Source organism: Ureibacillus sp. FSL W7-1570, from assembly GCF_038593265.1.
Lineage (GTDB): Bacteria > Bacillota > Bacilli > Bacillales_A > Planococcaceae > Ureibacillus > Ureibacillus suwonensis.
The window spans coordinates 2,148,333-2,171,545 of the sequence record NZ_CP151979.1 but is presented as its reverse complement, the minus strand read 5'-3'; the positions used below and the strand labels follow the sequence as shown (position 1 = coordinate 2,171,545).

The following is a 23,213-nucleotide window of genomic DNA, read 5'->3' as shown; positions in this document are numbered from 1 at the left end:
TTGCGCCGGTAGGATTGACCGAACTGCCTGAAAAGGGCGTACTTTTATACATTGTTTGTGACAAGATTAATGATAAGTCATAACCAAAAAGCCTTGATATAGCCAAATGCTTGCTGTATCAAGGCTTTTTCTTTGTCATTTTAGAATATAAGATTTGGTATGGAAAGGAATTTCTTTCACATCGTTGAGCTTGTTAACGTAAAGCGCCATGGCATGGGCAACATTGGAAAGAAGGCCTATAAACTGAAATAATAAATCGCTGACGGGTTTTTCTTTATGGACATGATGGAGGGCGCGGTAAACAATCTTTGCATCATTTCTTACCCGGTGCAAATGCATGGCTGCCTGACACCCTTGTGGGATGACGAAATGTTTCATTGCTTCGCCCACTTGCCCGCTATAATAGTCGTACCGCGAGCTTAACCATTCAACATCTTCTTTCGTGATGGCCAGATTGCCCCGTACAGAACCATTGGCGTGATACGTTAATTGTTGCAGATGAATGAGATCATCTTTTATGATTTGCTCAGGCTCTTTGGTTAAATAGGGAATCACCATGCCAATGCTGACGGTTAATGCATCCGAAAGCACTTCATAATCCACTTTGCAGCTTTTCTCCCTCATATAGGTATAACAAATATAACGCAAATCTTTTTTCATTGAATATCACTCTCCTAATAAATAATCAGATTATGTTAATACATCAAAAGGAATCATCTGCTTCTTCTTCATTAAAGGTTCTTGATAAATGATGGATTTCACCTGAAATGTTTTGGCAATATTTTCGGTATTTAACGCGTCAGAAGGGGCATTATAAGCCACAAACTTTCCATCTTTTAAAAAAATACATTGGTCACAAATGCGGGTAGCTAAATTGATATCATGAATGGCTGCTATGACCGTTTTTCCTTCCTGTACGAGAGAATGAAGAATGTCCGTTACAATGACTTGATAGTAAATATCTAAGTCAGAAGTCGGTTCATCTAATAGTAAAATATCTGTTTCTTGAGCAATGGCTTTTGCTAAATAGACAAGCTGCCGTTCTCCTCCAGATAAAGAAGGGACAAATCGATGTTTCAAATGGCTGATGCCGACTTGCTCCAACGCTTTTTTGACGGCCAGCTGATCGGTTTTCATCCAGCGGGAAAACCGTTTTTTGTGTGGATAACGCCCCATTTCGACCACTTGTTGCACAGTAAAATTCGTCTCTAATGTGGTCGTTTGGGGCATATAGGTGATGCGTTTGGCGATTTCCAAAGGTTTCAGCTGTCGAAGGGACCGATTAAAAATTTTAATGTCTCCGCTATCAATCCGATTAATGCCGGCCAAACATTTTAATAAGGTAGATTTTCCCGTTCCATTCGGTCCAATGAGGGCAATAAACTTCCCTTTTTCAACAGTGAAGGAAAGGTTATTAAAAATGGTTCGGGCATTCCGATGAAAGGTTAAAGATTGAATTTCAAGAGCCGCTTCATTCATAAAAGTCCCTCCATTTTTTTCTGGCGCAATATTAAGAAAATAAAATATGGAGCACCTAAGAATGCAGTAATGATCCCAATTTGAATTTCAGCTGGGCGAATAACGAGGCGCGCGATTAAGTCAGCCAATGTTAAAAATAATGCACCACCTATCAGACTGGTTGGTATCAAATAACGATGGGTTGGCCCAATCAACAAGCGAATCATATGAGGAACAATTAAGCCGACAAATCCGATGGCGCCAGTCAAAGAGACGCAAACCCCTGTTAATAAAGAAGCGCTAATTAATAAAATGGTGCGTGTCCGTTGCACATGGATGCCCAAGTTTTTCGCTTCCTCTTCCCCAAGCAATAAAATATCCAACTGCTTGCGGTAGCTGAATATGAGAATATTGCAAAGGATAAAAGGGAGGATTAACAGCTTTACATCATCCCAATCCCGTCCATTTAAATTGCCCATAAGCCAGTATAGAATTTGCTGCAATTGGCCGTAGCTCGCGTATGTAATAATAAGAGAACTGCAAGCGGAAATGAACGAACTGATGGCGACCCCTGTTAAAAGAAGAGTTAACATGGATGTTTTGCCGTTTGATGTAGAAATGATATAGACAAGAAGCAAAGTGAGGAGAGCCCCTAAAAAACCAAAGACAGGAACAAAAAAGGTACTGATATGAGATAATCCAAAATAAATAGCAATGACTCCTCCTAAAGAGCCTCCTGATGAGATGCCAATGATGCCCGGTTCTGCCATCGGATTGCGGAATAAGCTTTGCATGACCACCCCACACACAGCTAAACTGGCACCAACAATGCTTGCTACAATGACACGTGGCAAGCGAATATAAAGCAAAATCTGTTCAAAGGTAGAGTCCGTTTCAAAATAGAAAAAAGGAAGTTTAGCCAAAAAAACTTGAACGGTTTCAAAAAAGGGAATCGTCACGCCACCGAAACTCGTGGCGATGACGATACTGAATAGAAATAATATAAAACTGGCGATAAAAAAGACGGGCATTTTCAGTTGCTTCATCTTTTGTTACTCCTTAGATAAAATCGCAGCCATTTCTTCTGCTCCTTCGATTACATAGTGGGAGGCAGTGGTTACATTGGCGCTGTCTAGCACATAAATCTTATTGTTTTTAATAGCTGGCACGTCTTTTAGTGCAGGGTCTTTTTTCCATTCTGTTACGAAAGCCGGCTCCCCATTGTTTGTAGTAGACCCCCAGGCAGTTGTAAAAATCACATCTGGTTTTAATTGAACCAATACCTCTTTTGAAATTTCCGGGTAGTCAGGGTAGGATTCGCCTACAATCCCTGCTTCCGATACAACATTAATTCCGCCGGCTAATTTAATCATTTCACCGATTGTGGTATTGTCTGTCACACTGGAGGAGTATTCCGTGTAATAAAGAACGCGGGGTTTATTTTCTTTTTTGTCCGCTTTTTCTTTTAATGCATCGATTCGTTTTTGAATATCCGCGATTAAGTTATTCGCTTTTTCTTGTTCTCCGACAATTTTCCCCAGCGTTTCAACGGTTTTTAAAATACCTTCAAAGGAAGTGTCATCGATGACTTGGAATGTTGTAATTCCGGCATTTTCTAATTGATTCAATACATCTGGATTAACGTAAGAAGGAATAATCACCAAATCTGGCTTTAATGCTAAAATTTGCTCGGCTGTTACGGTTTCAAATTTCGTTTCAATTGAATCGGTTTTGCCTGCAACATTGGAAATCGCTGGATCACTAGAAATCGCTGTGACGCCTACAAGATTTTCAGAAGGTACTAAATCCACCAGCAATTCATCGACAGCTAAAGCAGTCGAAACAATACGTTTCGGTTTTTCCGAAATGGTAATTTCCTTACCACGGCCATCTGTCACCGTCAGCGGATAAGCCGATTGTTTAGCTTGTTCGGATGGTTGATTTGTCGAATTTTCATCATCATTGTTGGCAGTATCGGTATTACAAGCTGTTAAAAATAATAAAAGCAATATGGGTAGTAGCAATTTGGTGAATTGATTCATCACAAATCTCCTTTTCTATAAAATTTTTTATATGTTTAGTGTGGCCACACATTAAACCAAAATAAAAAGCCTGTATCCCAAGTGGGAATACAGGCGTGAAAGCGTTAAAAAGCACAAAAAAGCATGACTTGCTTGCACCCGTTCTTTTCCCACCCGAAAAGACGTTTGCAAAGTGTTTAAGCAGGCTTCCTGACTCGGACTTCCTCTTACTCCTAACCCTTCCCGAATGTAACATTCAGTGGTTACTGTTAGTTTCATCCATCCTCACAGTAGCGGGGGCTGTACTAGATTTTCACTAGTTTTCCTTTTACCTCTTCCAAGAAGAGCACTTAAACACCCTCGATATGAAATTAACTATAATCTAGCATAAATCATTTTATAAATGCAACAGTATAACAAAATTTTACATTATTCCATCATTTCGGATATGCCAATCAGCATTTTTCGTATGGTCAAAAACGGTCGTTATATTTGTTATCCATTTATGCGGGAGAGGGGGATTGTGAAGTTATGACAGACAGTTCAACGAATAAATTAAAGATTGCATGAGTGCAAGTAATAAAGAATTCAAGTTTAATGAAATTGCTCAAATTTCAAGAAAAAACCAACCGCCAGCTTTACATGCAAAGGGATCTGTAAGAGGGCGTTTAGCGATAACAGAAGATCTAATGCGGCTGGAATCCGTATGGGATGATTTTAGCAGAATATTATGCTTCTAATTGATGGCTACAGTTGTTTAAACTGCTTTAAAAAAGGGTATAGAAAAGTAAACAGGTAGTGTGTAACGGACTATAACAAGATTTAAAATTCCATAATTTATTCACGAACGACATAATTTTGTAAGAAAAAAAATCCGGAAATTCAGTATGATGATAATAAGAACTATACATAATAGGAACGTGAGGGAACAGGATTTCGGAATACATATATAGAGAGTAAAAAGTCGTTTGACTGAAAGAATAAATTAAAGGAGATATTTTAAGGAGCTGATTTATATGTTGATTAACAATTCAAAACAAAATGAAATTGTTGCGAAATTAATGAATGAACTTGAAATCATGGATGGAAGTGAGTTTGAAGATTTATATAATCAGTTGGATATCGCCCACCAAACGATTGTGGATGCGGCATTACGCGAGTATGTGGACTGTTCTTTAAGCGATGCGTATTGGAGTTCTGTTAAATGAATGGTTAAATTATGAAATATTTAAGGAAACAGTGGAAAAATTCCTTTGTTTATGCTCCTGTTTGTAGGACAATACAAATAGGAGTTTTTTATTTGTCCCGAAACAATTTTCTGCTTTATGATCGCCACAGCCTTTATTATTGGCATTGGAATCTCTTGGCTCTGAGTTACTGTTGCTGTTATGGGCAATCAAAAAATCGTTTTTACGCGCATCCATAACGATAACCCTTCTGATATGAAAAAAGGAGTTGCAAGATGCTAAAAATCGTAAAGTATTTTCATAAAACAGAATGGAGCTTGATGTTCCTCGGAATTTTTCTAATTATTGTTCAAGTGTGGCTGGATTTGAAACTGCCCGATTATATGGCGGAAATTACAACGCTCATCCAAATGGAAGGGACATCTGTAAAAGAGCTCATCAAACCGGGCAGTTCCATGTTGCTTTGTGCAATCGGCAGCATGATGGCTTCAATCATTGTCTGTTTTACCACTGCAAAAATTGCAGCCGGTTTATCGAAACGTCTTCGCGGCCAGATTTTTGAAAAGACACTCTCTTTTTCAATGGAAGAGATGAACCGTTTTTCGACGGCCAGTTTGATTACCCGTTCAACGAATGATATTACACAAGTCCAGCTGTTTATAGCAATGGGTTTGCAGGTGTTGATTAAAGCACCGATCTTGGCGACATGGGCCATTGTGAAAATTTCCAATAAAAGCTGGCAATGGACAGCGGCAACCGGTGCAGCCGTGTTCATTTTAATCCTGATGTTGACCATGATTATTGTATTTGCCATTCCAAAATTCAAAATGATCCAAACCCTGACGGATAATTTGAACCGGGTGACCCGTGAAAATTTGACGGGGCTTCGCGTGATCAGGGCGTATAATGCCGAGAAACATCAAACGGAAAAGTTTGAAAAAGCGAATAACGATTTGACGAATACAAACTTGTTTGTCAGCCGTCTTATGGTGATGGTTCCACCCGGAATGTCCTTGATCATGTCCGGGCTAAGCCTTTCGATTTATTGGATTGGCGCATTTATCATTCATGAAGCGGCGCTGGAAGACCGTATCACCCTCTTTTCCAATATGGTCGTATTCACGTCCTATGCCATGCAAGTCGTCATCGCCTTTATGATGGTCAGCATTGTGTTTGTGATGCTTCCGCGTGTTTCCGTATCAGTGAAGCGGATATTGGAAGTACTTGAGACTAAAACGAAAATTAAAGATGGTACTGAAACAAAGGGCAATCCGAAACATGCAGGTGAAGTGGAGTTTAAAAATGTCAGTTTTACCTATCCCGGATCGGCTGAACCGGTGCTCCACAATATCAGTTTCAAAGCGCAAAAAGGAGAAACGGTTGCTTTCATCGGTTCAACGGGAAGCGGGAAAACAACAATTGTGAATTTGATTCCCCGGTTTTACGATGCAACAGAGGGAGAAGTGTTGGTGGACGGAATCAACGTGAAAGAATATAAGCAGGATGCACTTCATGCAAAAATCGGGTATGTTTCACAAACGGCGGTATTATTTAGCGGTACGGTTGCATCAAATGTCGCGCTCGGCTCTGAAATGGTTTCAAGAGAAGCGGTAAAACGGGCGGTAGAAATTGCCCAAGGAAAAGAGTTTGTTGAAAAGCTGGATGAGCAATACAATGCAGCGGTAGCCCAAGGGGGAGCAAACTTTTCCGGAGGGCAAAAACAACGGCTATCCATTGCCCGCGCCATTTATCGCAACCCTGAAATCTATATTTTCGATGATTCTTTTTCCGCCTTGGATTATAAAACGGACCGGGCTTTAAGGGAAGCGTTAAGGAATGCGACAAGAAATGCCACCACTTTGATTGTTGCCCAGCGGATCGGAACAATCAAAGATGCAGACCAAATCATCGTATTGGAAAATGGCAGAATCGTCGGAAAAGGTACGCATGAACAATTGATGGAAAGTTGCAAAACCTACCAGGAAATCGCCTATTCCCAGCTTTCAAAGGAGGAATTGAATCATGGCTAGTGAAATGAGAAAACAACAAAAAATCAAGCCATCATCCCAAGCTACAAGCAGTCATGGTATGCCATCCGGTCCTCCTTCCGGCGGGCATCCCGGTCAGCGTCCCATGGGAATGCCTGCAGGTAAAGCAAGCGACTTCAAAAAAACGATGAAGCAGCTATTTATTTACTGCAAAGACTATGTGCCTTTTATTGCGATTGCAATGAGTTTGGCCTTAATTGCCGCCATCCTTAATGTCTATGGTCCAGATAAGTTGAAGGAAATGACGGATATCATTCAAGAAGGATTAATGACTTCGATTGATCTGGAAGCGATTAAAGCTGTAGGATTTTTTCTGGCCGCCCTTTACGGATTCAGTTTTGCCATCAATTATATTCAAGGTTTCATTATGGCAACCGTAACGCAAAAAATTACGAAAAAAATGCGCACGGATCTATCACAGAAAATCAATCGGCTGCCTTTAAGTTATTTTGACCGAACAACGTATGGAGATGTACTGAGCCGTGTGACAAATGATGTTGATATGATTGGACAGACGCTGAACAACAGTATAAGCCAGCTGGTGTCCGCCATTGCCACCTTTGTCGGCGCCTTGGTGATGATGTTTTATACCAACTGGATTATGGCGCTGACCGGAATATTGGCTACATTCATCGGTTTTTCGTTTATGTCGGTGATCATCAAGTATTCCCAAAAATATTTTATTGGGCAGCAAACAGAACTGGGCGCCATCAACGGACATATCGAAGAAATTTATACGGGACAACATATTGTGAAGGCCTATAATGCAGAAAATGAGGCGAAGTCAAAATTTCATGCAATCAATGACCGGTTATACCAAAATGCATGGAAATCGCAATTTTTGTCCGGCATGATGATGCCGCTCATGCAATTTATCGGCAATTTTGGCTATGTGGCCGTGTGCATTGTTGGGGCGTACCTTGTGACGGCAGATGCCATCACCATTGGAACCATTGTGGCATTCATGATTTATATTCGCCTATTTACACAGCCTTTGACCCAGTTTGCCCAAGTGGGTACCAATCTGCAATCTACGGCAGCAGCCAGTGAACGGGTTTTTGAATTTTTGGCGGAAGAGGAATTGAAGCCTGAAATCCAAAAACTTGGAAAACTTGGGGACATTAAAGGAAATGTGGAATTTAAAAATGTCCGTTTTGGTTATGATCAAGACCGGTTGATTATTAAAGATTTTTCGGTTTCGGTTAAAGCCGGGCAAAAAGTCGCCATTGTCGGTCCAACCGGCGCGGGAAAAACGACATTGGTGAACCTGCTCATGCGGTTTTATGAAGTGAACAGCGGCGAAATCATGATTGATGGCATACCAATTCATCAATTAACGAGGGAACAAGTCCACGATCTGTTTTCAATGGTGCTTCAAGATGTGTGGCTGTTTGAAGGAACCATCCGTGAAAATATCGCCTTTTCCAAAAAGGATGTCACAGACGAAGAAATCATTTCCGTTTGCCAGTCAATTGGACTTCATCATGCCATTCAGGCATTGCCGAATGGTTATGACACCGTTCTGAATGATAAAGTGAATTTATCCAATGGACAGAAGCAATTATTGACGATTGCCCGCGCCATGATCAAAAATGCTCCGTTATTGATTCTGGATGAAGCGACAAGTTCCGTCGATACCAGAACGGAATTGCAAATTCAACGGGCAATGGAAAAATTGGCAGTCGGAAAAACTTCATTTATTATTGCCCACCGTCTTTCAACTATCAAACATGCGGATTTGATCCTGGTAATGAGAGACGGAGAAATTATTGAAAAGGGCACTCACGAAGAACTGCTCGGGAAAAATGGATTCTACGCAGAGTTGTATAAAAGCCAATTTGAACAAGTATCCTGATAAATGGCAGGCTTCCTGAATGACTGGAACCAAACAGGATTTATATTTCAACCTTCTGAGATGATTAGTAAATGTGTTTTTGATACACACTTGACACAAAACGGGAAAATAATGAACATATGGAAATTGAAAAAATTGAGCGGAGGATATCAATGAAAACTTTTAAAATGCCAAAAATGATGAAAATGATCGCCATTCCACTGGCCTTAAGCGCAATGCTTGCAGGCTGTTCAAATGATGATGCAACGGTCGCATCCGTGAATGGGGAAAAAATTACACAAGGCCAATTGAATGAAGCATTGACTGAACAGTACGGTGCGGAAGTATTAAATAGTTTAATTGCCGATAAAATTGTGGAATTGGAAGCGAAGAAACTGAAAGTATCCGTAACAGACGATGAAGTGGATGCGGAATACAAAGACTATGTGGAGCAATATGGGGGAGAAGAAAGTTTTAAACAATTGCTCGCTACTTACAACATGGATGAAAAAGTGATAAAGAATGACATTAAAAAATATCTTTTAACGAAAAAAGTGATGGAAGACTACGTTAAAATAACAGATGACGAAGTGAAATCTTACTTTGAGGAAAATAAAGATGCTTATAATCAACAAGAACAGGTAGAAGCAAGCCATATTCTGGTGGAAGATGAGAAAACGGCAAAAGAAGTCATCAAAAAATTAAAGGATGGAGAAGATTTTGCTAAACTAGCAAAAGAATATTCCACTGATACAGGTACAAAAGATGACGGCGGTTACTTAGGCTATTTTGGCAAAGGTGAAATGGTGGAAGAATTTGAAAACGCCGCATTCGCCATGAAAAAAGGTTCCATCAGCAGTGAGCCGGTAAAAACGGATTATGGTTACCATATCATCAAAGTAACGGACAAAAAAGAAGCGAAAGAAGCGGTATTTGAAGATGTGAAAGACCGGGTTTATCAAGACCTTCTAAAACAAAAAGTGGATGAACAATATTCAACATGGTTGTCAGAGAAGATGGATGAATATAAAATTGAAAACAAATTAACAGGTGACAAAAAAAGATAAATAATTCAGGAAAAGAGGCTGGGACAAAAGATAAAAACACCATTTTCTCCCGGGAGAAAATGGTGTTTTTTTGATAATTGAAGAAAATTGATTTCCGTTCCGGGGACGCTTTCCGCGGGCCCGGCTCGAGCCTCCTCGGAGCTCAATCCTTCGCTCCTGCGGGCTCTCGAGACTCGGGCTGTTCCCGCAGGAGTCGCCCCGTCACTCCAATCAATTTTTTACAAAAATTCTTTTTGCAGCTCGTTCACTTTATTAGTTATGTCCCAGCCTCTTTTTTCTTTTTGCCATTAAAAAAAAACGGCCGTCTTATTTTGGAATAATTTATGGCAGAGATGAAAAGGATTTGTAAAATATCCCCCACTTCCCAAATGTTTTACAGTTACTTTAATGTTTTTTCACAACTGTCTTATAAGATGATGGTGAAAAAATGAGAAGGGGGAATAGTAATGAATTTTCCATCAGTGGATTATTCATGGCTCGGAAACGGGACGGTCATTGCGATTATCGCCATTGTCCACGTCATTATCAGCCATGGTGTAGCCATTGGAACATCCGTTTTGACCGTATCTTTGGAACATCGAGCGTTTAAGACGAACAATCAAAAACTAGATGGGTTGGCCAAAAACATTGCGAAATGGATTTTAATCATCACTACAACAGTAGGAGCGATGACCGGTGTGGGAATCTGGTTTTCGACAACGGTCATTCAGCCGGATTCGATTGGTTCTTTATTGCGAATCTTTTTCTGGGCTTGGGTAACAGAATGGGTTTGCTTTATCACCGAAGTCATTCTATTAATCATTTACTATTACACATGGGACCGTTGGCAAGATCCTGAGAAGAAAAGAAAACATATTTATATAGGAGTTGGCTTAAGTATTGTTTCATGGCTGACAATGGCCATTATCACAGGCGTGTTGGCAGCAAAATTGACACCCGGGAAATGGATTGAGACATTCTCATTCTGGAATGCCTTCTTTAACCCAACGTATTTGCCTTCTTTAGGATTCCGAATGTTCTTAGCTATCTTATTGGCGATTGTACTTGTTTCATTATTCATACGTCTATTCGTAAAAGACCTTTCACTGAGGGAAGAATCCTTTAAAGTATTCGGTTTTTGGGGTGCGATTTCTTTGCCAATGACCTTCGTTTTAGGGCTTTGGTATTTATGGTCCATTCCAGATCAAGCCTACAATATGATTGTTTTGGCAACAGGAATGACCGAAAGTACATTTAAAATCATCAATGGTCTTGCATTATTGATTTTACTGGTTTTTTCTGTTTGGCTTATCCGAAGCCCGAAAAAAGTGCCCATTATCCTTTCTATAGCAGTGTTTGGTGCGTCCATCGGATTTATCGGAGAATTTGAGGTGGTAAGGGAATACATCCGAAAACCTTTCATCATTTATGATTACATGTACGCAAACGGACTTCTCGCCCAAGATCGGGAAAAAATGAATGAAGAGGGCTTTTTAGCCAATGCGACTTGGGCAAAAGAAAAGGAAATTACGGAAGAAAACAAAGTGGAGGCCGGAAGAGAAGTTTTTGTAGGCCAATGTATTGCTTGCCATACCATCGATGGTTGGAGAACAAAAAGGGCGTTAGGAAAGCGTTTAGCCGGATGGGATGAAGAAGCATTGAAAAACTATATACCAACCATGCATACGGTGCGGGTTGCCATGCCTCCTTTCATGGGAACTGAAGAAGAATTGGATGCCTTAGCAGCCTATTTGAAATCAGAAATTGACCGCGTAAATAATGAAAAGGAGGTAAGTCAAAATGAATAATTTGCCGATTTCTCCTGATAATGCGTTACCAATTCCGGCACCTCTGGGTTTAATGGAATTATTAATCATCTTAACCTTTATCATTCATATTCTATTTGTAAATTTTACGGTTTCACTTGTAACGGGAGCAGTGGGATTAGAGATTGCCGGGAAAATTAAAAAAAGTGCTTTCTTGGATAATATGGCAAAAAGTTGTTCTTTTCATGCTTCCATTCATAAAAGCATCGCTGTTGTAATGGGGGTAGCTCCACTGCTCATTATTAGTGTGATTTATACTCAATATTTTTATTCCAGCACCATTTTAATCGGGAAAATATGGATCAGTGTCATTCCTTTATTAATCATTGCATTTCTTTTGTTATATCTTTATAAATTCACATGGGATAAGTGGCAAAATAAAAAAGTGCTACATATTCTTGTAGGATTTGCAGCAATGTTGATATTGTTATATATCCCGCTTATTTTCATCGTGAATATTACTTCGATGCTGTATCCAGAAAAGTGGGGCGAGGTTCAAGGATTTTTCCCTAGCTTATTGTATTATCCGCAAATTTGGCAAAGATATTTACATTTCATCCTTGCCAGTCTTGCTACAGGCGGCTTTTATGTATTCCTGTTTTACGCATACAAAAGCCGAAAAAAAGGCGGTTTGGAAGATTATGAACAAAGCCTGAAATTATTTGGTGCCAAAGTGGGCTTATGGATTACAGTAGTGCAATTAATTGCAGGATTCATCCTGTTATTCGCCTTTAAACCGGAAGTCAGAATGTTGTTCATGGGTGAAGATTTATTATTAACTACTTTATTAATGCTTTCAATCGTTTTAACCATTATTTTATGCGTCTTTTTATTCCTTGCGGGATATAAAGATTCTTTCAAATCCTTTGTTTTGTCCGCAACTCTGTTCGTGTTGATTGTAGGAATCATGGGATGGATCCGTCATGAAGTAAGAGAAACTTATTTATCCCCTTATTTTGATGAATTCCCAAGAACAGAGCAATCGATGGAAAAATAATATGAATTGCAAGCGGCAGTTTAGATGAAGCAGAAGCTTACTAAACTGCCTTTTATGTGCGCCCGGCATGTACATGAACGATAGGGTGTAAGTCCCGAACCCCGAAGACAGAAGTCAGCAGAGGTCATCGTATTAGTTGGTTTAGAACTACTAAGAAGGACTGAACAATTAAGAGAGAATAGCCCTTGGCATTCAGTGAGTCATGATGAACACAGAAAACGTAGTACCTCACTTGAGGAAGGAAGCGGTGAATCCCGTGGGAGACCTCTTGGAGGGTGGAGTGACCACTGGCATAAAGAGAACAGCTATTCACGGAAGTTATAAAGACTTGCGTCAATTATCTTAATTGAACCGCCGTATACGGAACCGTACGTACGGTGGTGTGAGAGGACGGGAGCTAATCAATCCCTCCTACTCGATTTGTAAGAATATCGATGAAAGGAAGTATTCGAATTTATAAAATATTCGAATTTATAAAAAATAATTGCATAATTTACCAAATAAGATTATAAATATTAATATATTCTTATTTTTGTAGCATAAATTCTCGTATAATCTTTTTAATTGTCATAAAACAAGGAGGGGTTTGGATGGGAAATGTTCCTAAAGTGTTGCAAAATTTGCGTCTTCCCGTGATTGGGGCACCGATGTTTATTATTAGTACACCAAAGCTAGTGATTGCCCAGTGTAAAGCAGGAATTGTGGGTTCTATGCCGGCATTGAATGCAAGACCATCTAGTCAATTGGATGAATGGCTTGCGGAAATTACGGAAGAACTCGCCAGCTACAATGCCAAAAATCCGGATAAGCCTGCTGCACCTTTTGCCATTAATCAAATCGTTCATAAAACGAATGACCGTTTAGAAAAGGATATGGAACTTTGCGTTAAGTATAAAGTTCCTATTATTATTACGTCCCTTGGTGCACGGGAAGAGGTATATGAGGCTGCCCATAGTTATGGCGGTTTTGTATTCCATGATGTCATTAATAATACCTTTGCCAAAAAAGCCATTCAAAAAGGGGCAGATGGACTGGTGGCAGTGGCGGCAGGAGCTGGTGGACATGCTGGAACCCAAAGCCCGTTTGCTCTTGTACAAGAAATTCGGGAATGGTTTGATGGTCCATTAGCTTTATCGGGAGCGATTGCACGCGGACACTCTATTTTAGCTGCACAAACAATCGGAGCCGACTTTGCATATATTGGTTCTCCATTCATTGCAACCCATGAAGCCCGGGCGGCGGAGGAATACAAGCAAATGATTGTGGATAGTTCTGCAGAAGATATTGTTTACAGCAATCTTTTTACAGGCGTACATGGGAACTATTTGAAAGGCTCCATCATTAACGCCGGCTTGGACCCGAATAATTTGAAAGAAAGCGACCCTTCAGCCATGAACTTTAAAGAAGCCGGCAAAAAAGCCTGGAAAGACATTTGGGGAAGCGGCCAAGGAATTGGCGTCATCAAAGAAATCACTTCTACAGCGCAGCTGGTGGATCGATTATACAAAGAATATCATCAAGCTTATGAGGAGTTAATTCAAAAGAGAGCCGTATATGCAAATCGATAAAATATGCAGACTTCCTAATGATAGACAGATTCTAACGTCTGTTTAGCATCGGGAAGTTTTTTTGGTTCGCTTACTAATCGATTTAGTGCGTTTACTACTTTATTTGGATCAAATGTTGCCTCCATTAGTGCATTTACTACTTTATTTGGATCAGATGTTGCCTCCATTAGTGCATTTACTACTTTATTTGGAGTGGATGGTACTTCCTTTAGTGCATTTGCAACCTTATTTGGTGCGGATGGAGTTTCCATTAGTGCGTTTGCAACCTTATTTGGTGCGGATGGAGTTTCCATTAGTGCGTTTGCAACTTAATTTGGTGCGGATGGAGTTTCCATTAGTGCGTTTGCAACTTAATTTGGTGCGGATAGTATTTCCATTAGTGCGTTTGCAACCTTATTTGGTGCGGATGGAGTTTCCTTTAGTGCGTTTGCAATCTTATTTGGTGCGGATGCAACCTCTTTTAGTGCATTTACAACCTAATTTAGTGCGGATACCTCCACCTTGTATTGAAAAAATATTGCAAATACAACAAAAATCAAATAAAATCTTTATAAAATATTGCATTTGCAACAAAAAGAAGGGTTTACAATGAAAGAAGTTCTTCGAGAAATTGGCATGATTGCAAGAGCGTTGGATTCTATCAGCAATATCGAATTTAAAGAATTTGATTTAACAAAAGGACAGTACTTATATCTTGTTCGAATATGCGAAAATCCGGGCATCATTCAAGAAAAGCTAGCGGAAATGATAAAAGTGGACCGGACTACTGCCTCCCGCGCCATTAAGAAGCTGGAATTAAATGGTTTTATTGAAAAGCGCGGCGATGCAAACAACAAAAAAATTAAAAAATTATACCCAACTGAAAAAGGAAAAAGCATTTATCCATTGCTTAAAAGAGAACACGATCATTCCAACGCCGTGGCTTTAAAAGGACTTTCTGAATCAGAAGTGGAAGCATTGTTCCATCTTTTGCAACGGGTAAGAAAAAATGTGGAAAAAGATTGGGAGTATGTCAAAAAAGGGAATAAACGAAATTATTGATGTAAGGAGCGACTCTTATGATATTCAAAATAAAAAAATGCACCCTTGAAGATATGGAAACATTGCAAAAGGTCGGCAGCGAAACCTTTTATGAAACCTTCAAGGATCAAAATTCGCCGGATAATATGAAAGCCTATTTGGAAAAGGCTTTTAATCCGGTGCAACTTGAAAGGGAATTATCCAATATCCATTCGCATTTTTACTTTGTTTATGTGCAAGATGAAGTGGCCGGCTACTTGAAGCTGAATATCCATGATGCCCAGACGGAAGAAATGGGGGATGAATCCCTTGAAATCGAACGGATTTACATTCGGAAAAAATATCAAAAGTTTGGACTTGGAAAAGCTTTGCTGAATAAAGCCATTGAAATTGCAAAGGCGTTAGATAAGAAAAAAATTTGGCTTGGCGTCTGGGAAAAGAATGAAAATGCCATTGGTTTCTATGAGAAAATGGGATTTGTTAAAACCGGCTCCCATGCCTTTTATTTGGGCGATGAGGAACAAACGGATTACATTATGGTTAAAACATTGGAAGGTTGAAGTGGAGGAAAGGAATAATTTTGGGGAATCCTCGTATTTTGGGAAGCTTTCAAAGTGGATTTGGAAATCAAACCCACTTTTTTAACTTCCTTTATTCTTTTCTGCAATATCTTTTAGCAAAGCAATGATTTCTTTATTTTGTTCAATTTGAATCTCACTATTGATACGGAGAAGTCTCAACCATCTGAAGAAAAAAGCAATCAACAATATTCCCTTGAAATCAAACCCGACAAATAATAAAAACCCGCTTTGAAATATAAAGCCTTTTCAAAACGGGTTTTTAATTGGAAAAATACAGGATATTTTTTGCGAATCAACATAAAACGATGATCCGAAATGGTGTGGTTTGGGCAGGAATGCTGCGGGTTGTTGGTCCATAAATAACGACTAAATCCCGGTTTCCAGGATATTTTGAAAAGAGTTGCCCATTACTCATCAAAATGGGGGTGAAAGGAGATAAATGTAATTGCAATTGCCCATCGCTGCTTAACAATTGATGATCGAAATAGCTGACTTTCACATTCCGGTCCGGATATTCTTTCACTATCACAAGGGCTTGATATTGGGGTGGATAGATGAGAATGGCCGGCAAATCGCCATTATAGTATCCCGTCACTTTGTCTCCAATCATGACTGTTTCTTGGTTGATGAAGTATGTTGAAGGGGTGACGACAAAATTGACGATTGAACCGGATTCATCTTCCACTGTAAACAATTTATTGCAACCTTCCATTTCGCCCCTTTGCCCCGTGAAAAAATCACTGATTGCCGTAACGGCCCCGCTGAAAGATAAAAAATTGGTCATGCGATACCTCCAGAACAAAGTAAATTCATTTCCATAACTAACAATATAGGTTATGATCTGAAAAAGTTTTGGTTAATTCGTGGTTCGAATCCAGTTCATTTTCACCATTATTCCGATAAAAGTCATTCTAAGAATATCGGGTAAGAAAATGAGTCAGATACTAAACTATGAACTGAAGGAGGAAGGAAAATGCTGAAAAGTCTTAATGAGGCGTTGGAATATATTGAAGCCCACTTAAATGACGAAATCGATGAAAAGGAAATTGAGAAAATTACAGGGACTTCGATTTATCATTTTAGACGAATTTTTTCATTTCTTTCAGGAATGACTTTAGGTGAATATATTCGAAATAGGAGATTATCTAACGCTACCTTTGATTTGCAAAATGAGGGAATGAGTGTCACAGAAGCCGCATTTAAATATGGGTATGAATCGGTAGACGGATTTTCCCGTGCTTTTAAAGAATGGTCAGGTATTAGCCCGTCAGAAGTAAGAAAGTCAACGAAGCTGAAAGCATTTCCGAAGCTCTCCTTCCAATTAACCATAAAGGGAGGAATCGATATGGACTATCGAATCGAGAAAAAGGAATCCTTTAAAATTGTAGGAAAGAAAAAAAGAGTTCCCATTCAATTTAAAGGAATTAATCAAGAAATCGTGGAATTAGCAAAGAGCATTACCCCAGAACAAAGGGAAAAGTTACGAAGCTATGCTGATATGGAACCATTTCAAGTCGTAAACGCATCTTTTAATTTTGATGATGGATGTATGGAGGAAAAAGGGAGTCTTGATCATATGATCGGCTACTTAACTACAAAAGATGTGGATTTTGAAGAATTTGATGTCGTAAAAGTGCCTGCACTTACTTGGGCGATTTTTTCATCAAAAGGCCCATTCCCAAACGTCATGCAAGAAACTTGGGCAAAAATTGCTTCAGAATGGCTACCTTCATCGGATTATGAATTAGTGGAAGCACCCAATATTTCCTTTACAGGCGATTTAAGTGATATGAACAATGTATATAGCGAGATTTGGTTTGCAGTAAAGAAAAAGGAGAAATAGGGAGAGTGGTTGTAGTGGCATAACATGATGTTATGCCACATTGTTATTTTTCCGTAAAAGCGATTTTCAGCCCAATCAATGTAAAAATGGATCCTTGCAGATAGTTCATTTTTTTGGAAATCATCGGATTTTTGCGCAGGAATTCTCCCACCTTGCCTGCAAAGACGCTGATTAAGCCAAAAATAAGGATTGTTTGAATGATAAATACAATCCCCAATAAGACCATTTGAAGGGAAACGTACCCGGCCTCATAATTGATAAATTGCGGGAATAAAGCCAAAAAGAACAAAGAAACTTTCGGATTTAACAGATTCATGATGATTCCTTTTTGATATAACGATTTGTAATCCAAGGAATCCGCACTTCCTAAGTTTATGCCGGAACTTTTATCCATAAAGGATTTATAAGCCAAATATAATAAATAAGCAGCTCCTGCATATTTTACGGCGTTAAACGCGATGGCGGAATGATAAACAACGGCCGCGATTCCGGCGGTTGCGGCGCCAATATGTACGATTAGCCCTGTGCATAGGCCGAGCGTCGTATAAATGCCTGCTTTTTTCCCCTTTGCCATGCTTTGCGCCAATGTGAACATATTATCCGGCCCCGGCATAATGGTAAGAATGGCGGCTACGCTCAAAAAAGATAAGACCGTAAGCAGCTCCAATGATCTAAACCCCCTTAGTACAAATTTTTTATATTTTAACATAGATAAAAAATTGATATTGTTTAATTAAGGAATATATAAAATATTTCAGAGAGTGGGAAAATGAATTGAGAAAACGTATCGAAAAGCGGTTTGCATACCTTTATACGGGGGAGCTGGCCGCCGTCATATGTTTTATTATTGTGAGTTGGTTGTGGAATGAAGCCTATCCCCAATACAGGATATATTCTCTTGCTTCCTTTTGGCTGTCATTTATTTTTCTGGAATTCCTTTTAGTGCAAGGGAGCATGTATTGGTTTTCCAAATGGAAGCAGTTAAAAAAAGAGAATACACCTGTCACACCAATAAAAGTGGTACTGCGGATGAAGAAACTGCAGAAGATGAATATTGTTCTTATCATTGTCACGCCATTCGTTTTTGTTTTGGACATTTTCAGATGGTACCCGTTGCTGCCGGCAGAGGGTCTGACGCTTTCGGCTTTTGTTTTCATTTTTGCCATACTTGAATATATTAATTATTTTCATATACAACTTTCTTATGACAATCAATCGGATATACAGTATTTATTCAGGCACAAAAAGTTAAAAAGGGCGAGTTTAAGTAAAGACTTCGAACGGTTAAAAAAGTGAAGAGGTTTCCTTCACTTTCCGCTTTATTTATTCGTATTTTGTGCTCTCAACAAGTCACGGATTTCCCTTAACAGCTCTTCCTTCGTATCCAGCTCAGGAGCAGCTTCCTCCACCACTTCTTCTTTTTTCTTCTTTGTCAGCTTATTCAACATGCGAATAAATAGAAAAATGGCAAAGGAGATAATCAAAAAGTCGATGACGCTTTGCAAAAATACGCCAAAGGAAACCGTTGCATCCCCTACTCGCCAAATAAATGATTTGGTAAAATCGATTCCCCCGGTAAGAACCCCGACAAGTGGCATGATGATGTTGTCCACCAATGAAGAAACAATTTTGCCAAAAGCGGCCCCGATCACAACGGCTACGGCAAGATAGATGACATTCCCCTTCATGGCAAATTCTTTAAATTCTTTCCACATATAAATCCTCCAATATTTCCATGATGTTAAAATATTCCCTGTTTTGTCATGATGTAAACCGTTTAGTAGTTTTTTGAAGGGGCAGGAAGCATATAATATATATAGAAATGTTTTCCTGAACCAGGAGTTTTAAAAACAGTGGGGGGAGAAAATGGATCGAAATGAAATAAAACATTTGCGAATCAAGCAGTTGGCAGTTGTAAATGGAGCCATGATAACCGTTTTACTCCTCTTTTCTGCCATCATTCGTTTTGCCCCTGGCAGCTTTGCTTATTTCACCTTGGCTTTCGCTATATTCTCTTTTATTTATGCTGTGGTTGCGTTGGTAAAGAAGGATTCTCCAAAGTCGATCATTCCGCTCTTTGAAAAAGTGGCCGCATATGAAAGAGAAAAGTTGGGAGACGGATGGTATAAGCAAAGAAAAGCAGTCATTGTGTGCTATTTTATCATCGGATGCAATTTATTGGCGTCATCATTCTCTTCCTGGAATAACAGTTCCATAGAAAATATTCAACCGGATACCTTTTTTATGGGGGTCATCTCCATTTTGACTTTGGGAATGGTCAATCTCTTGATGCTGTTTCATAACCGGAAAATCGATCATTCAACAAAGGAAGATTTAAAAGGGTATACTTGGAAGTCCACCCTTATTGCTGCCGCAGTGGGAATTGCAGTTGTAACATTATTGATTGTATTTACGATTCATTATATTTTTTCAGGTATATAAAAAATTGGAAAATCAAGAAACACCATTTGGATTCAATTCAAAATGGTGTTTTTTGTGTGTCCCGCAACGGTAAAAAGATTATACGTCTGTAAAGAGGGTACAATAATACGGAAATATAACAATGAGGGAGAAATGATGGATGGATCAACAGATTTTAACAAAAGCGCAACAGGAAGAGTTAATTGGCATACTGAAGGAGCGCTTTGAAAAAAATATGCATCGCCATGAAGGATTGGATTGGGGACCGATTCAGGAGAAACTGGAAGCGAATCCGGATAAGCTTGGGTCTTTATATAAAATGGAAATAACTGAAGGGGAACCTGATGTAATAGGATATGATGAAAAGACAGAAGAATATCTGTTTTGCGATTGCTCCAAAGAAAGTCCCAAAGGGCGCAGAAGCCTTTGTTATGACCGTGAAGCATTGGAGTCGAGAAAAAAACACAAGCCTGAAAACAGCGCGATGGATTTGGCAAAAGAAATGGGCATTGAGATGTTGACGGAAGCACAATACCGCGAACTGCAAAAATTGGAGCCTTTCGACACCAAAACATCCAGTTGGATTTTGACGCCGGAGGATATCCGCCAGCGGGGCGGGGCATTGTTTTGTGACTGTCGTTATGGCCATGTTTTTGTTTATCACAATGGAGCGGATTCTTATTACAGTTCCAGAGGATTTCGCGGGTTGTTGAGGGTATAACCTCGCACCAATCATATGTGGGAGATTTTCCCCTGTCCTATTGTTTGCAGGAAGGGATGATGTGCCAGATGCAATCATCGGTATATGGTCTATTTTCTTGCCCCTGTTTTCACGGTAATTGCCGCATTTCCAGAAAGTCTCTCAACACTTTCAAAAACAAGTTTTTAAAGGAGAAGATGATATGGCCATCCAATATAAAGAGATTCTTTCAAAATCAATACTGACGGAAGCGTCTGGGTATCTGGATATCGGATTTACCCATTCATTGAATCCTTATGGCGGCTGCGCTTTTGCTTGCCGCTATTGTTATGTCCGCGAATTGCCGATTCAAAAGTTTAAAGGAATTTCATGGGGCGAATGGGTGGATATCAAAATGAATGCGCGGGAAGTTTACCGGAAAGAAATCATAAAACTTCGAAAAAAAGAACGTCCCATCAATCTTTATATGTCTTCCGCAACGGATCCATATCAGCCGATTGAAAGAAAGGCGTGCATCACAAGGGGGATATTGGAAGAAATGCTCCAAAATCCCCCGGATCTCCTTGTCATTCAAACAAGGGGCCCTTTAATTGAAAGGGATATAGATCTGCTTGTCCAACTGAAAGAACAATGCAAATTGATCGTATCCATGACCGTTGAAACGGATCGGGAGGATGTCAAACGGGTTTTTGCCCCTTTCGCCCCAAGCATAAAAAAACGGATTGAAACGCTGGAAAAATTGCACCTTGCCCAAGTTACAACACAAGCGGCCATTTCCCCGGTGTTGCCATTCACTCCCGGGTTTCCCAAAAAACTTGATGGCATTGCCGATTATATATGGATAGATACATTGACGATTGGTGATGGAGCGGCAGGAAAACGTTCTGCCCGTTTAAAAATGCCTCAACTCTTTTCAGAAAATCAATTTTCGGAATGGTACCAACAGAACTTACATGTCAAAGTGGAAAATTATTTCAAACAATTCTTTCCAAGTGAAATGATTCGCGTATCCAAACAGGAAGCTTTTTTAAAATAACGGGATTGAGGGGTAAAAAAGTATAAAAGTTTATCCACAAATGATAAATTATTCCCATGTATATTAGAAAAATAAAAAAATATTTTAATTTTCAACTTCCGAAAATTTACACAAAATAAGAAAAATGATTTATAATAATAGTTAATATTGTAGCGGTTCAATTTTTTTAAATAAAATTAATGGTGCAAAAGAACTATTAATATAATTGGTTTTTTAATTTTTGAAAATTTGCCGAAAGATTCACTAGGAAATAAGTCTTATTTTGGGTTTCGGTTATATGGGAGGGATAAAAATGGTGTTATTTAAAAGTTTCAGCAAAAACGGCAAAATTAAAGCAAGCCAAGATGAGCCAAAATGGGCGGAAGCGGTGGGTCTTCAAGAGAAAAGAATGAATGTAAACGGTGATTCTGATATACCCAAACAATTAAAATTGATTAATTTGACGGAGAACGATTTACAATTATTAGCTTGCCTAAAACCGTATATTGAAAAAAATATTGAAGAAATCGTAAACGCATTCTATGGGGATCTCACTTCCATTCCAGTTCTGAATGAAATCATCAATAAACACAGTTCTGTTGAACGGTTGAAAAAGACTTTGAAAATACATATTTTAGAGATGTTTTCCGGAAAAATAGATAAAGCATTTATTGAAAAAAGGATAAGAATCGCACAAGCGCATTTGAAAATCGGATTAATTCCAAAATGGTACATCGGCGCCTTTCAAAATATATTGAATTCCTTCATTAATATTATTAGCCGGAGTGATTGGTCAAGGGAAAGCATCGAAAAAGCCACTCTCCTGTGTACAAAACTGATCAACTTTGAAACACAAATTGTTCTGGAAGAGTATGAAAAAGAAAAAAGGGAACATATACATATTCAGCACGAAAAAGTGAAAGGGGAATTGAAAAACAATTTATCCCTCATCACAAAAAATTTGGCGCACCTTTCTGAAGAGACGACAAATTCCATTAAAGAGATTATTCATTATTCGAATGAAATTAAGAACGATACCGAAAGCTATATCCATGATGTCAGAGAAATGGAGAAGAATACAAACAGCGGCAATATATTAATGGAAGAATTGAAAGAGAAAATAAACTCCATTTCTGAAAAGACAAAAGAAATGGAAACTCTTGTACTGGAACAACAAAAAGCATCGGACAAAATCAACAACATTATCTCTCTTGTCACTCAAATTGCTGATCAAACAAATCTCCTTGCGTTAAACGCGGCTATTGAGGCGGCGAGGGCAGGAGAACACGGAAAAGGGTTTGCTGTCGTTGCGGAAGAAGTGCGCAAACTGGCGAACCAATCCAAAGAATCGGTTAAACAAATTACGGAAATTATTGAAAGTACATCCAAAATTACGAAAGATACAGTCTCTACAACTTCCATGATCCGGGATACAGTCACATCCGGCTTGGAAAGCGGTGTAAAAGTAAAAGATACCTTCTATCAAATCGAAGTATCGCTGCAGGATAGCAAAAATAAAATTGAAGTCGTCGGAAAAGATATTGAAAATCTTGTGGAAACGATTGAAAAAATTAAACATTATACTTCCGATGTCGCAAATCAAGCAAAAGAATTGTATGAAAAAACAGTGAACCTCTAATACTTTCAG

Annotated in this window: 25 protein-coding genes and 1 riboswitch; of the genes, 16 read left to right on the top strand and 9 right to left on the bottom strand. The window is 39.1% G+C overall.

From position 1 onward, the window contains the following. Nucleotides 1–135: 135 nt before the first annotated feature. From NST13_RS10875 to NST13_RS10860, 4 genes are read right to left on the bottom strand one after another with little or no spacing between them, the layout of a single operon-like run. A complete protein-coding gene (locus NST13_RS10875; RefSeq protein WP_342470946.1) occupies nucleotides 136–660 on the bottom strand; it encodes a hypothetical protein in 525 nt (174 codons plus the stop codon). Between the two features lie 30 nt (nucleotides 661–690). After that, nucleotides 691–1,479: an ABC transporter ATP-binding protein gene (locus tag NST13_RS10870; RefSeq protein WP_342580602.1), complete on the bottom strand. Its 789-nt coding sequence runs from the start codon at nucleotides 1,477–1,479 to the stop codon at nucleotides 691–693. Further along, on the bottom strand, nucleotides 1,476–2,504 hold the full coding sequence (locus NST13_RS10865) for an iron ABC transporter permease (protein WP_208651345.1): 1,029 nt from the start codon (nucleotides 2,502–2,504) through the stop codon (nucleotides 1,476–1,478). The genes NST13_RS10870 and NST13_RS10865 overlap by 4 nt, the downstream gene beginning before the upstream one ends. A 6-nt stretch (nucleotides 2,505–2,510) precedes the next feature. Next, nucleotides 2,511–3,500, bottom strand: coding sequence for an ABC transporter substrate-binding protein (locus tag NST13_RS10860; RefSeq protein WP_342470949.1), 990 nt, complete (start codon nucleotides 3,498–3,500; stop codon nucleotides 2,511–2,513). Nucleotides 3,501–3,661: 161 nt separating this feature from the next. Beyond that, nucleotides 3,662–3,848: riboswitch (cobalamin riboswitch) on the bottom strand. Nucleotides 3,849–4,495: 647 nt separating this feature from the next. On the opposite strand from NST13_RS10860, the gene NST13_RS10855 reads away from it, so the two are divergent. Next, entirely contained in the window at nucleotides 4,496–4,687 is a 192-nt protein-coding gene (locus NST13_RS10855) for a hypothetical protein (protein WP_342580601.1), read from the top strand. Between the two features lie 9 nt (nucleotides 4,688–4,696). Here the strand turns inward: NST13_RS10855 and NST13_RS10850 are convergent, their stop codons facing one another. Further along, complete coding sequence (locus NST13_RS10850) at nucleotides 4,697–4,903, bottom strand: hypothetical protein (protein ID WP_342580600.1); 207 nt, start codon at nucleotides 4,901–4,903, stop codon at nucleotides 4,697–4,699. A 38-nt stretch (nucleotides 4,904–4,941) separates the two neighbouring features. Between NST13_RS10850 and NST13_RS10845 the strand changes: the two genes are divergently transcribed. The 7 genes from NST13_RS10845 to NST13_RS10815 all read left to right on the top strand — a co-directional run bounded on the left by NST13_RS10845 (nucleotide 4,942) and on the right by NST13_RS10815 (nucleotide 13,985). Beyond that, the gene (locus tag NST13_RS10845) at nucleotides 4,942–6,696 is read left to right on the top strand and encodes an ABC transporter ATP-binding protein (RefSeq protein WP_342580599.1); all 1,755 of its coding nucleotides are present in this window, start codon (nucleotides 4,942–4,944) and stop codon (nucleotides 6,694–6,696) included. Between the two features lie 103 nt (nucleotides 6,697–6,799). Then, entirely contained in the window at nucleotides 6,800–8,569 is a 1,770-nt protein-coding gene (locus tag NST13_RS10840) for an ABC transporter ATP-binding protein (RefSeq protein WP_342581847.1), read from the top strand. 152 nt (nucleotides 8,570–8,721) lie between these two features. After that, complete coding sequence (locus NST13_RS10835; RefSeq protein WP_342580598.1) at nucleotides 8,722–9,615, top strand: peptidylprolyl isomerase; 894 nt, start codon at nucleotides 8,722–8,724, stop codon at nucleotides 9,613–9,615. A 446-nt stretch (nucleotides 9,616–10,061) separates the two neighbouring features. Next, nucleotides 10,062–11,402, top strand: a complete 1,341-nt coding sequence (locus NST13_RS10830) for a c-type cytochrome (RefSeq protein ID WP_342580597.1) — start codon at nucleotides 10,062–10,064, stop codon at nucleotides 11,400–11,402. Next, nucleotides 11,395–12,417, top strand: a complete 1,023-nt coding sequence (locus NST13_RS10825; protein WP_342580596.1) for a cytochrome ubiquinol oxidase subunit I — start codon at nucleotides 11,395–11,397, stop codon at nucleotides 12,415–12,417. Before NST13_RS10830 ends, NST13_RS10825 begins: the two co-directional genes overlap by 8 nt. Before the next feature lie 202 nt (nucleotides 12,418–12,619). Continuing rightward, nucleotides 12,620–12,763 (top strand): hypothetical protein, encoded by a 144-nt coding sequence (locus tag NST13_RS10820; RefSeq protein ID WP_342470956.1) that lies wholly within the window; start codon nucleotides 12,620–12,622, stop codon nucleotides 12,761–12,763. A 244-nt stretch (nucleotides 12,764–13,007) separates the two neighbouring features. Then, nucleotides 13,008–13,985 carry a nitronate monooxygenase family protein gene (locus NST13_RS10815; protein ID WP_342580595.1) on the top strand — a complete coding sequence of 326 codons (978 nt, stop codon included), beginning with the start codon at nucleotides 13,008–13,010 and terminating at the stop codon, nucleotides 13,983–13,985. A gap of 14 nt (nucleotides 13,986–13,999) precedes the next feature. Here NST13_RS10815 and NST13_RS10810 read toward each other — a convergent pair whose 3' ends face one another. Then, on the bottom strand, nucleotides 14,000–14,278 hold the full coding sequence (locus tag NST13_RS10810; protein ID WP_342580594.1) for a hypothetical protein: 279 nt from the start codon (nucleotides 14,276–14,278) through the stop codon (nucleotides 14,000–14,002). Between the two features lie 295 nt (nucleotides 14,279–14,573). On the opposite strand from NST13_RS10810, the gene NST13_RS10805 reads away from it, so the two are divergent. Both NST13_RS10805 and NST13_RS10800 read left to right on the top strand, forming a co-directional pair. Continuing rightward, on the top strand, nucleotides 14,574–15,026 hold the full coding sequence (locus NST13_RS10805) for a MarR family transcriptional regulator (protein ID WP_342580593.1): 453 nt from the start codon (nucleotides 14,574–14,576) through the stop codon (nucleotides 15,024–15,026). Between the two features lie 17 nt (nucleotides 15,027–15,043). Next, nucleotides 15,044–15,565: a GNAT family N-acetyltransferase gene (locus NST13_RS10800; protein ID WP_342580592.1), complete on the top strand. Its 522-nt coding sequence runs from the start codon at nucleotides 15,044–15,046 to the stop codon at nucleotides 15,563–15,565. Nucleotides 15,566–15,878: 313 nt separating this feature from the next. Here NST13_RS10800 and NST13_RS10795 read toward each other — a convergent pair whose 3' ends face one another. Further along, the gene (locus tag NST13_RS10795) at nucleotides 15,879–16,370 is read right to left on the bottom strand and encodes a hypothetical protein (protein ID WP_342580591.1); all 492 of its coding nucleotides are present in this window, start codon (nucleotides 16,368–16,370) and stop codon (nucleotides 15,879–15,881) included. Between the two features lie 189 nt (nucleotides 16,371–16,559). On the opposite strand from NST13_RS10795, the gene NST13_RS10790 reads away from it, so the two are divergent. Beyond that, a complete protein-coding gene (locus NST13_RS10790) occupies nucleotides 16,560–17,429 on the top strand; it encodes an AraC family transcriptional regulator (RefSeq protein WP_342580590.1) in 870 nt (289 codons plus the stop codon). Between the two features lie 43 nt (nucleotides 17,430–17,472). Here the strand turns inward: NST13_RS10790 and NST13_RS10785 are convergent, their stop codons facing one another. Beyond that, nucleotides 17,473–18,096, bottom strand: a complete 624-nt coding sequence (locus NST13_RS10785) for a LysE family translocator (protein ID WP_141602585.1) — start codon at nucleotides 18,094–18,096, stop codon at nucleotides 17,473–17,475. Nucleotides 18,097–18,203: 107 nt separating this feature from the next. On the opposite strand from NST13_RS10785, the gene NST13_RS10780 reads away from it, so the two are divergent. Continuing rightward, entirely contained in the window at nucleotides 18,204–18,725 is a 522-nt protein-coding gene (locus NST13_RS10780; RefSeq protein ID WP_141602586.1) for a general stress protein, read from the top strand. Nucleotides 18,726–18,748: 23 nt separating this feature from the next. On the opposite strand, the gene mscL is transcribed toward NST13_RS10780, so the two are convergent. Then, nucleotides 18,749–19,144, bottom strand: coding sequence for a large conductance mechanosensitive channel protein MscL (gene mscL / locus NST13_RS10775; RefSeq protein WP_342580589.1), 396 nt, complete (start codon nucleotides 19,142–19,144; stop codon nucleotides 18,749–18,751). Between the two features lie 151 nt (nucleotides 19,145–19,295). Here mscL and NST13_RS10770 point away from each other — a divergent pair, with 151 nt between their 5' ends. From NST13_RS10770 to NST13_RS10755, 4 genes are all read left to right on the top strand, one after another. Next, on the top strand, nucleotides 19,296–19,871 hold the full coding sequence (locus NST13_RS10770; protein WP_342580588.1) for a hypothetical protein: 576 nt from the start codon (nucleotides 19,296–19,298) through the stop codon (nucleotides 19,869–19,871). A 139-nt stretch (nucleotides 19,872–20,010) separates the two neighbouring features. Continuing rightward, nucleotides 20,011–20,571, top strand: coding sequence for a DUF4256 domain-containing protein (locus NST13_RS10765; protein ID WP_342470968.1), 561 nt, complete (start codon nucleotides 20,011–20,013; stop codon nucleotides 20,569–20,571). A 181-nt stretch (nucleotides 20,572–20,752) separates the two neighbouring features. Further along, on the top strand, nucleotides 20,753–21,586 hold the full coding sequence (locus NST13_RS10760; protein WP_342580587.1) for a radical SAM protein: 834 nt from the start codon (nucleotides 20,753–20,755) through the stop codon (nucleotides 21,584–21,586). A 292-nt stretch (nucleotides 21,587–21,878) separates the two neighbouring features. Next, nucleotides 21,879–23,204: a globin-coupled sensor protein gene (locus NST13_RS10755; RefSeq protein WP_342580586.1), complete on the top strand. Its 1,326-nt coding sequence runs from the start codon at nucleotides 21,879–21,881 to the stop codon at nucleotides 23,202–23,204. Nucleotides 23,205–23,213 lie beyond the last annotated feature (9 nt).

Excerpts from the sequence above, each read along its gene's own strand:
- NST13_RS10875 (WP_342470946.1), bottom strand. The coding sequence starts at position 660 with ATGAAAAAAGATTTGCGTTATATTTGTTATACCTATATGAGGGAGAAA.
- NST13_RS10870 (WP_342580602.1), bottom strand. The coding sequence starts at position 1,479 with ATGAATGAAGCGGCTCTTGAAATTCAATCTTTAACCTTTCATCGGAAT.
- NST13_RS10865 (WP_208651345.1), bottom strand. The coding sequence starts at position 2,504 with ATGAAGCAACTGAAAATGCCCGTCTTTTTTATCGCCAGTTTTATATTA.
- NST13_RS10860 (WP_342470949.1), bottom strand. The coding sequence starts at position 3,500 with ATGAATCAATTCACCAAATTGCTACTACCCATATTGCTTTTATTATTT.
- NST13_RS10855 (WP_342580601.1), top strand. The coding sequence starts at position 4,496 with ATGTTGATTAACAATTCAAAACAAAATGAAATTGTTGCGAAATTAATG.
- NST13_RS10850 (WP_342580600.1), bottom strand. The coding sequence starts at position 4,903 with ATGGATGCGCGTAAAAACGATTTTTTGATTGCCCATAACAGCAACAGT.
- NST13_RS10845 (WP_342580599.1), top strand. The coding sequence starts at position 4,942 with ATGCTAAAAATCGTAAAGTATTTTCATAAAACAGAATGGAGCTTGATG.
- NST13_RS10840 (WP_342581847.1), top strand. The coding sequence starts at position 6,800 with ATGGGAATGCCTGCAGGTAAAGCAAGCGACTTCAAAAAAACGATGAAG.
- NST13_RS10835 (WP_342580598.1), top strand. The coding sequence starts at position 8,722 with ATGAAAACTTTTAAAATGCCAAAAATGATGAAAATGATCGCCATTCCA.
- NST13_RS10830 (WP_342580597.1), top strand. The coding sequence starts at position 10,062 with ATGAATTTTCCATCAGTGGATTATTCATGGCTCGGAAACGGGACGGTC.
- NST13_RS10825 (WP_342580596.1), top strand. The coding sequence starts at position 11,395 with ATGAATAATTTGCCGATTTCTCCTGATAATGCGTTACCAATTCCGGCA.
- NST13_RS10820 (WP_342470956.1), top strand. The coding sequence starts at position 12,620 with ATGATGAACACAGAAAACGTAGTACCTCACTTGAGGAAGGAAGCGGTG.
- NST13_RS10815 (WP_342580595.1), top strand. The coding sequence starts at position 13,008 with ATGGGAAATGTTCCTAAAGTGTTGCAAAATTTGCGTCTTCCCGTGATT.
- NST13_RS10810 (WP_342580594.1), bottom strand. The coding sequence starts at position 14,278 with ATGGAAACTCCATCCGCACCAAATAAGGTTGCAAACGCACTAATGGAA.
- NST13_RS10805 (WP_342580593.1), top strand. The coding sequence starts at position 14,574 with ATGAAAGAAGTTCTTCGAGAAATTGGCATGATTGCAAGAGCGTTGGAT.
- NST13_RS10800 (WP_342580592.1), top strand. The coding sequence starts at position 15,044 with ATGATATTCAAAATAAAAAAATGCACCCTTGAAGATATGGAAACATTG.
- NST13_RS10795 (WP_342580591.1), bottom strand. The coding sequence starts at position 16,370 with ATGACCAATTTTTTATCTTTCAGCGGGGCCGTTACGGCAATCAGTGAT.
- NST13_RS10790 (WP_342580590.1), top strand. The coding sequence starts at position 16,560 with ATGCTGAAAAGTCTTAATGAGGCGTTGGAATATATTGAAGCCCACTTA.
- mscL (WP_342580589.1), bottom strand. The coding sequence starts at position 19,144 with ATGTGGAAAGAATTTAAAGAATTTGCCATGAAGGGGAATGTCATCTAT.
- NST13_RS10770 (WP_342580588.1), top strand. The coding sequence starts at position 19,296 with ATGGATCGAAATGAAATAAAACATTTGCGAATCAAGCAGTTGGCAGTT.
- NST13_RS10765 (WP_342470968.1), top strand. The coding sequence starts at position 20,011 with ATGGATCAACAGATTTTAACAAAAGCGCAACAGGAAGAGTTAATTGGC.
- NST13_RS10760 (WP_342580587.1), top strand. The coding sequence starts at position 20,753 with ATGGCCATCCAATATAAAGAGATTCTTTCAAAATCAATACTGACGGAA.
- NST13_RS10755 (WP_342580586.1), top strand. The coding sequence starts at position 21,879 with ATGGTGTTATTTAAAAGTTTCAGCAAAAACGGCAAAATTAAAGCAAGC.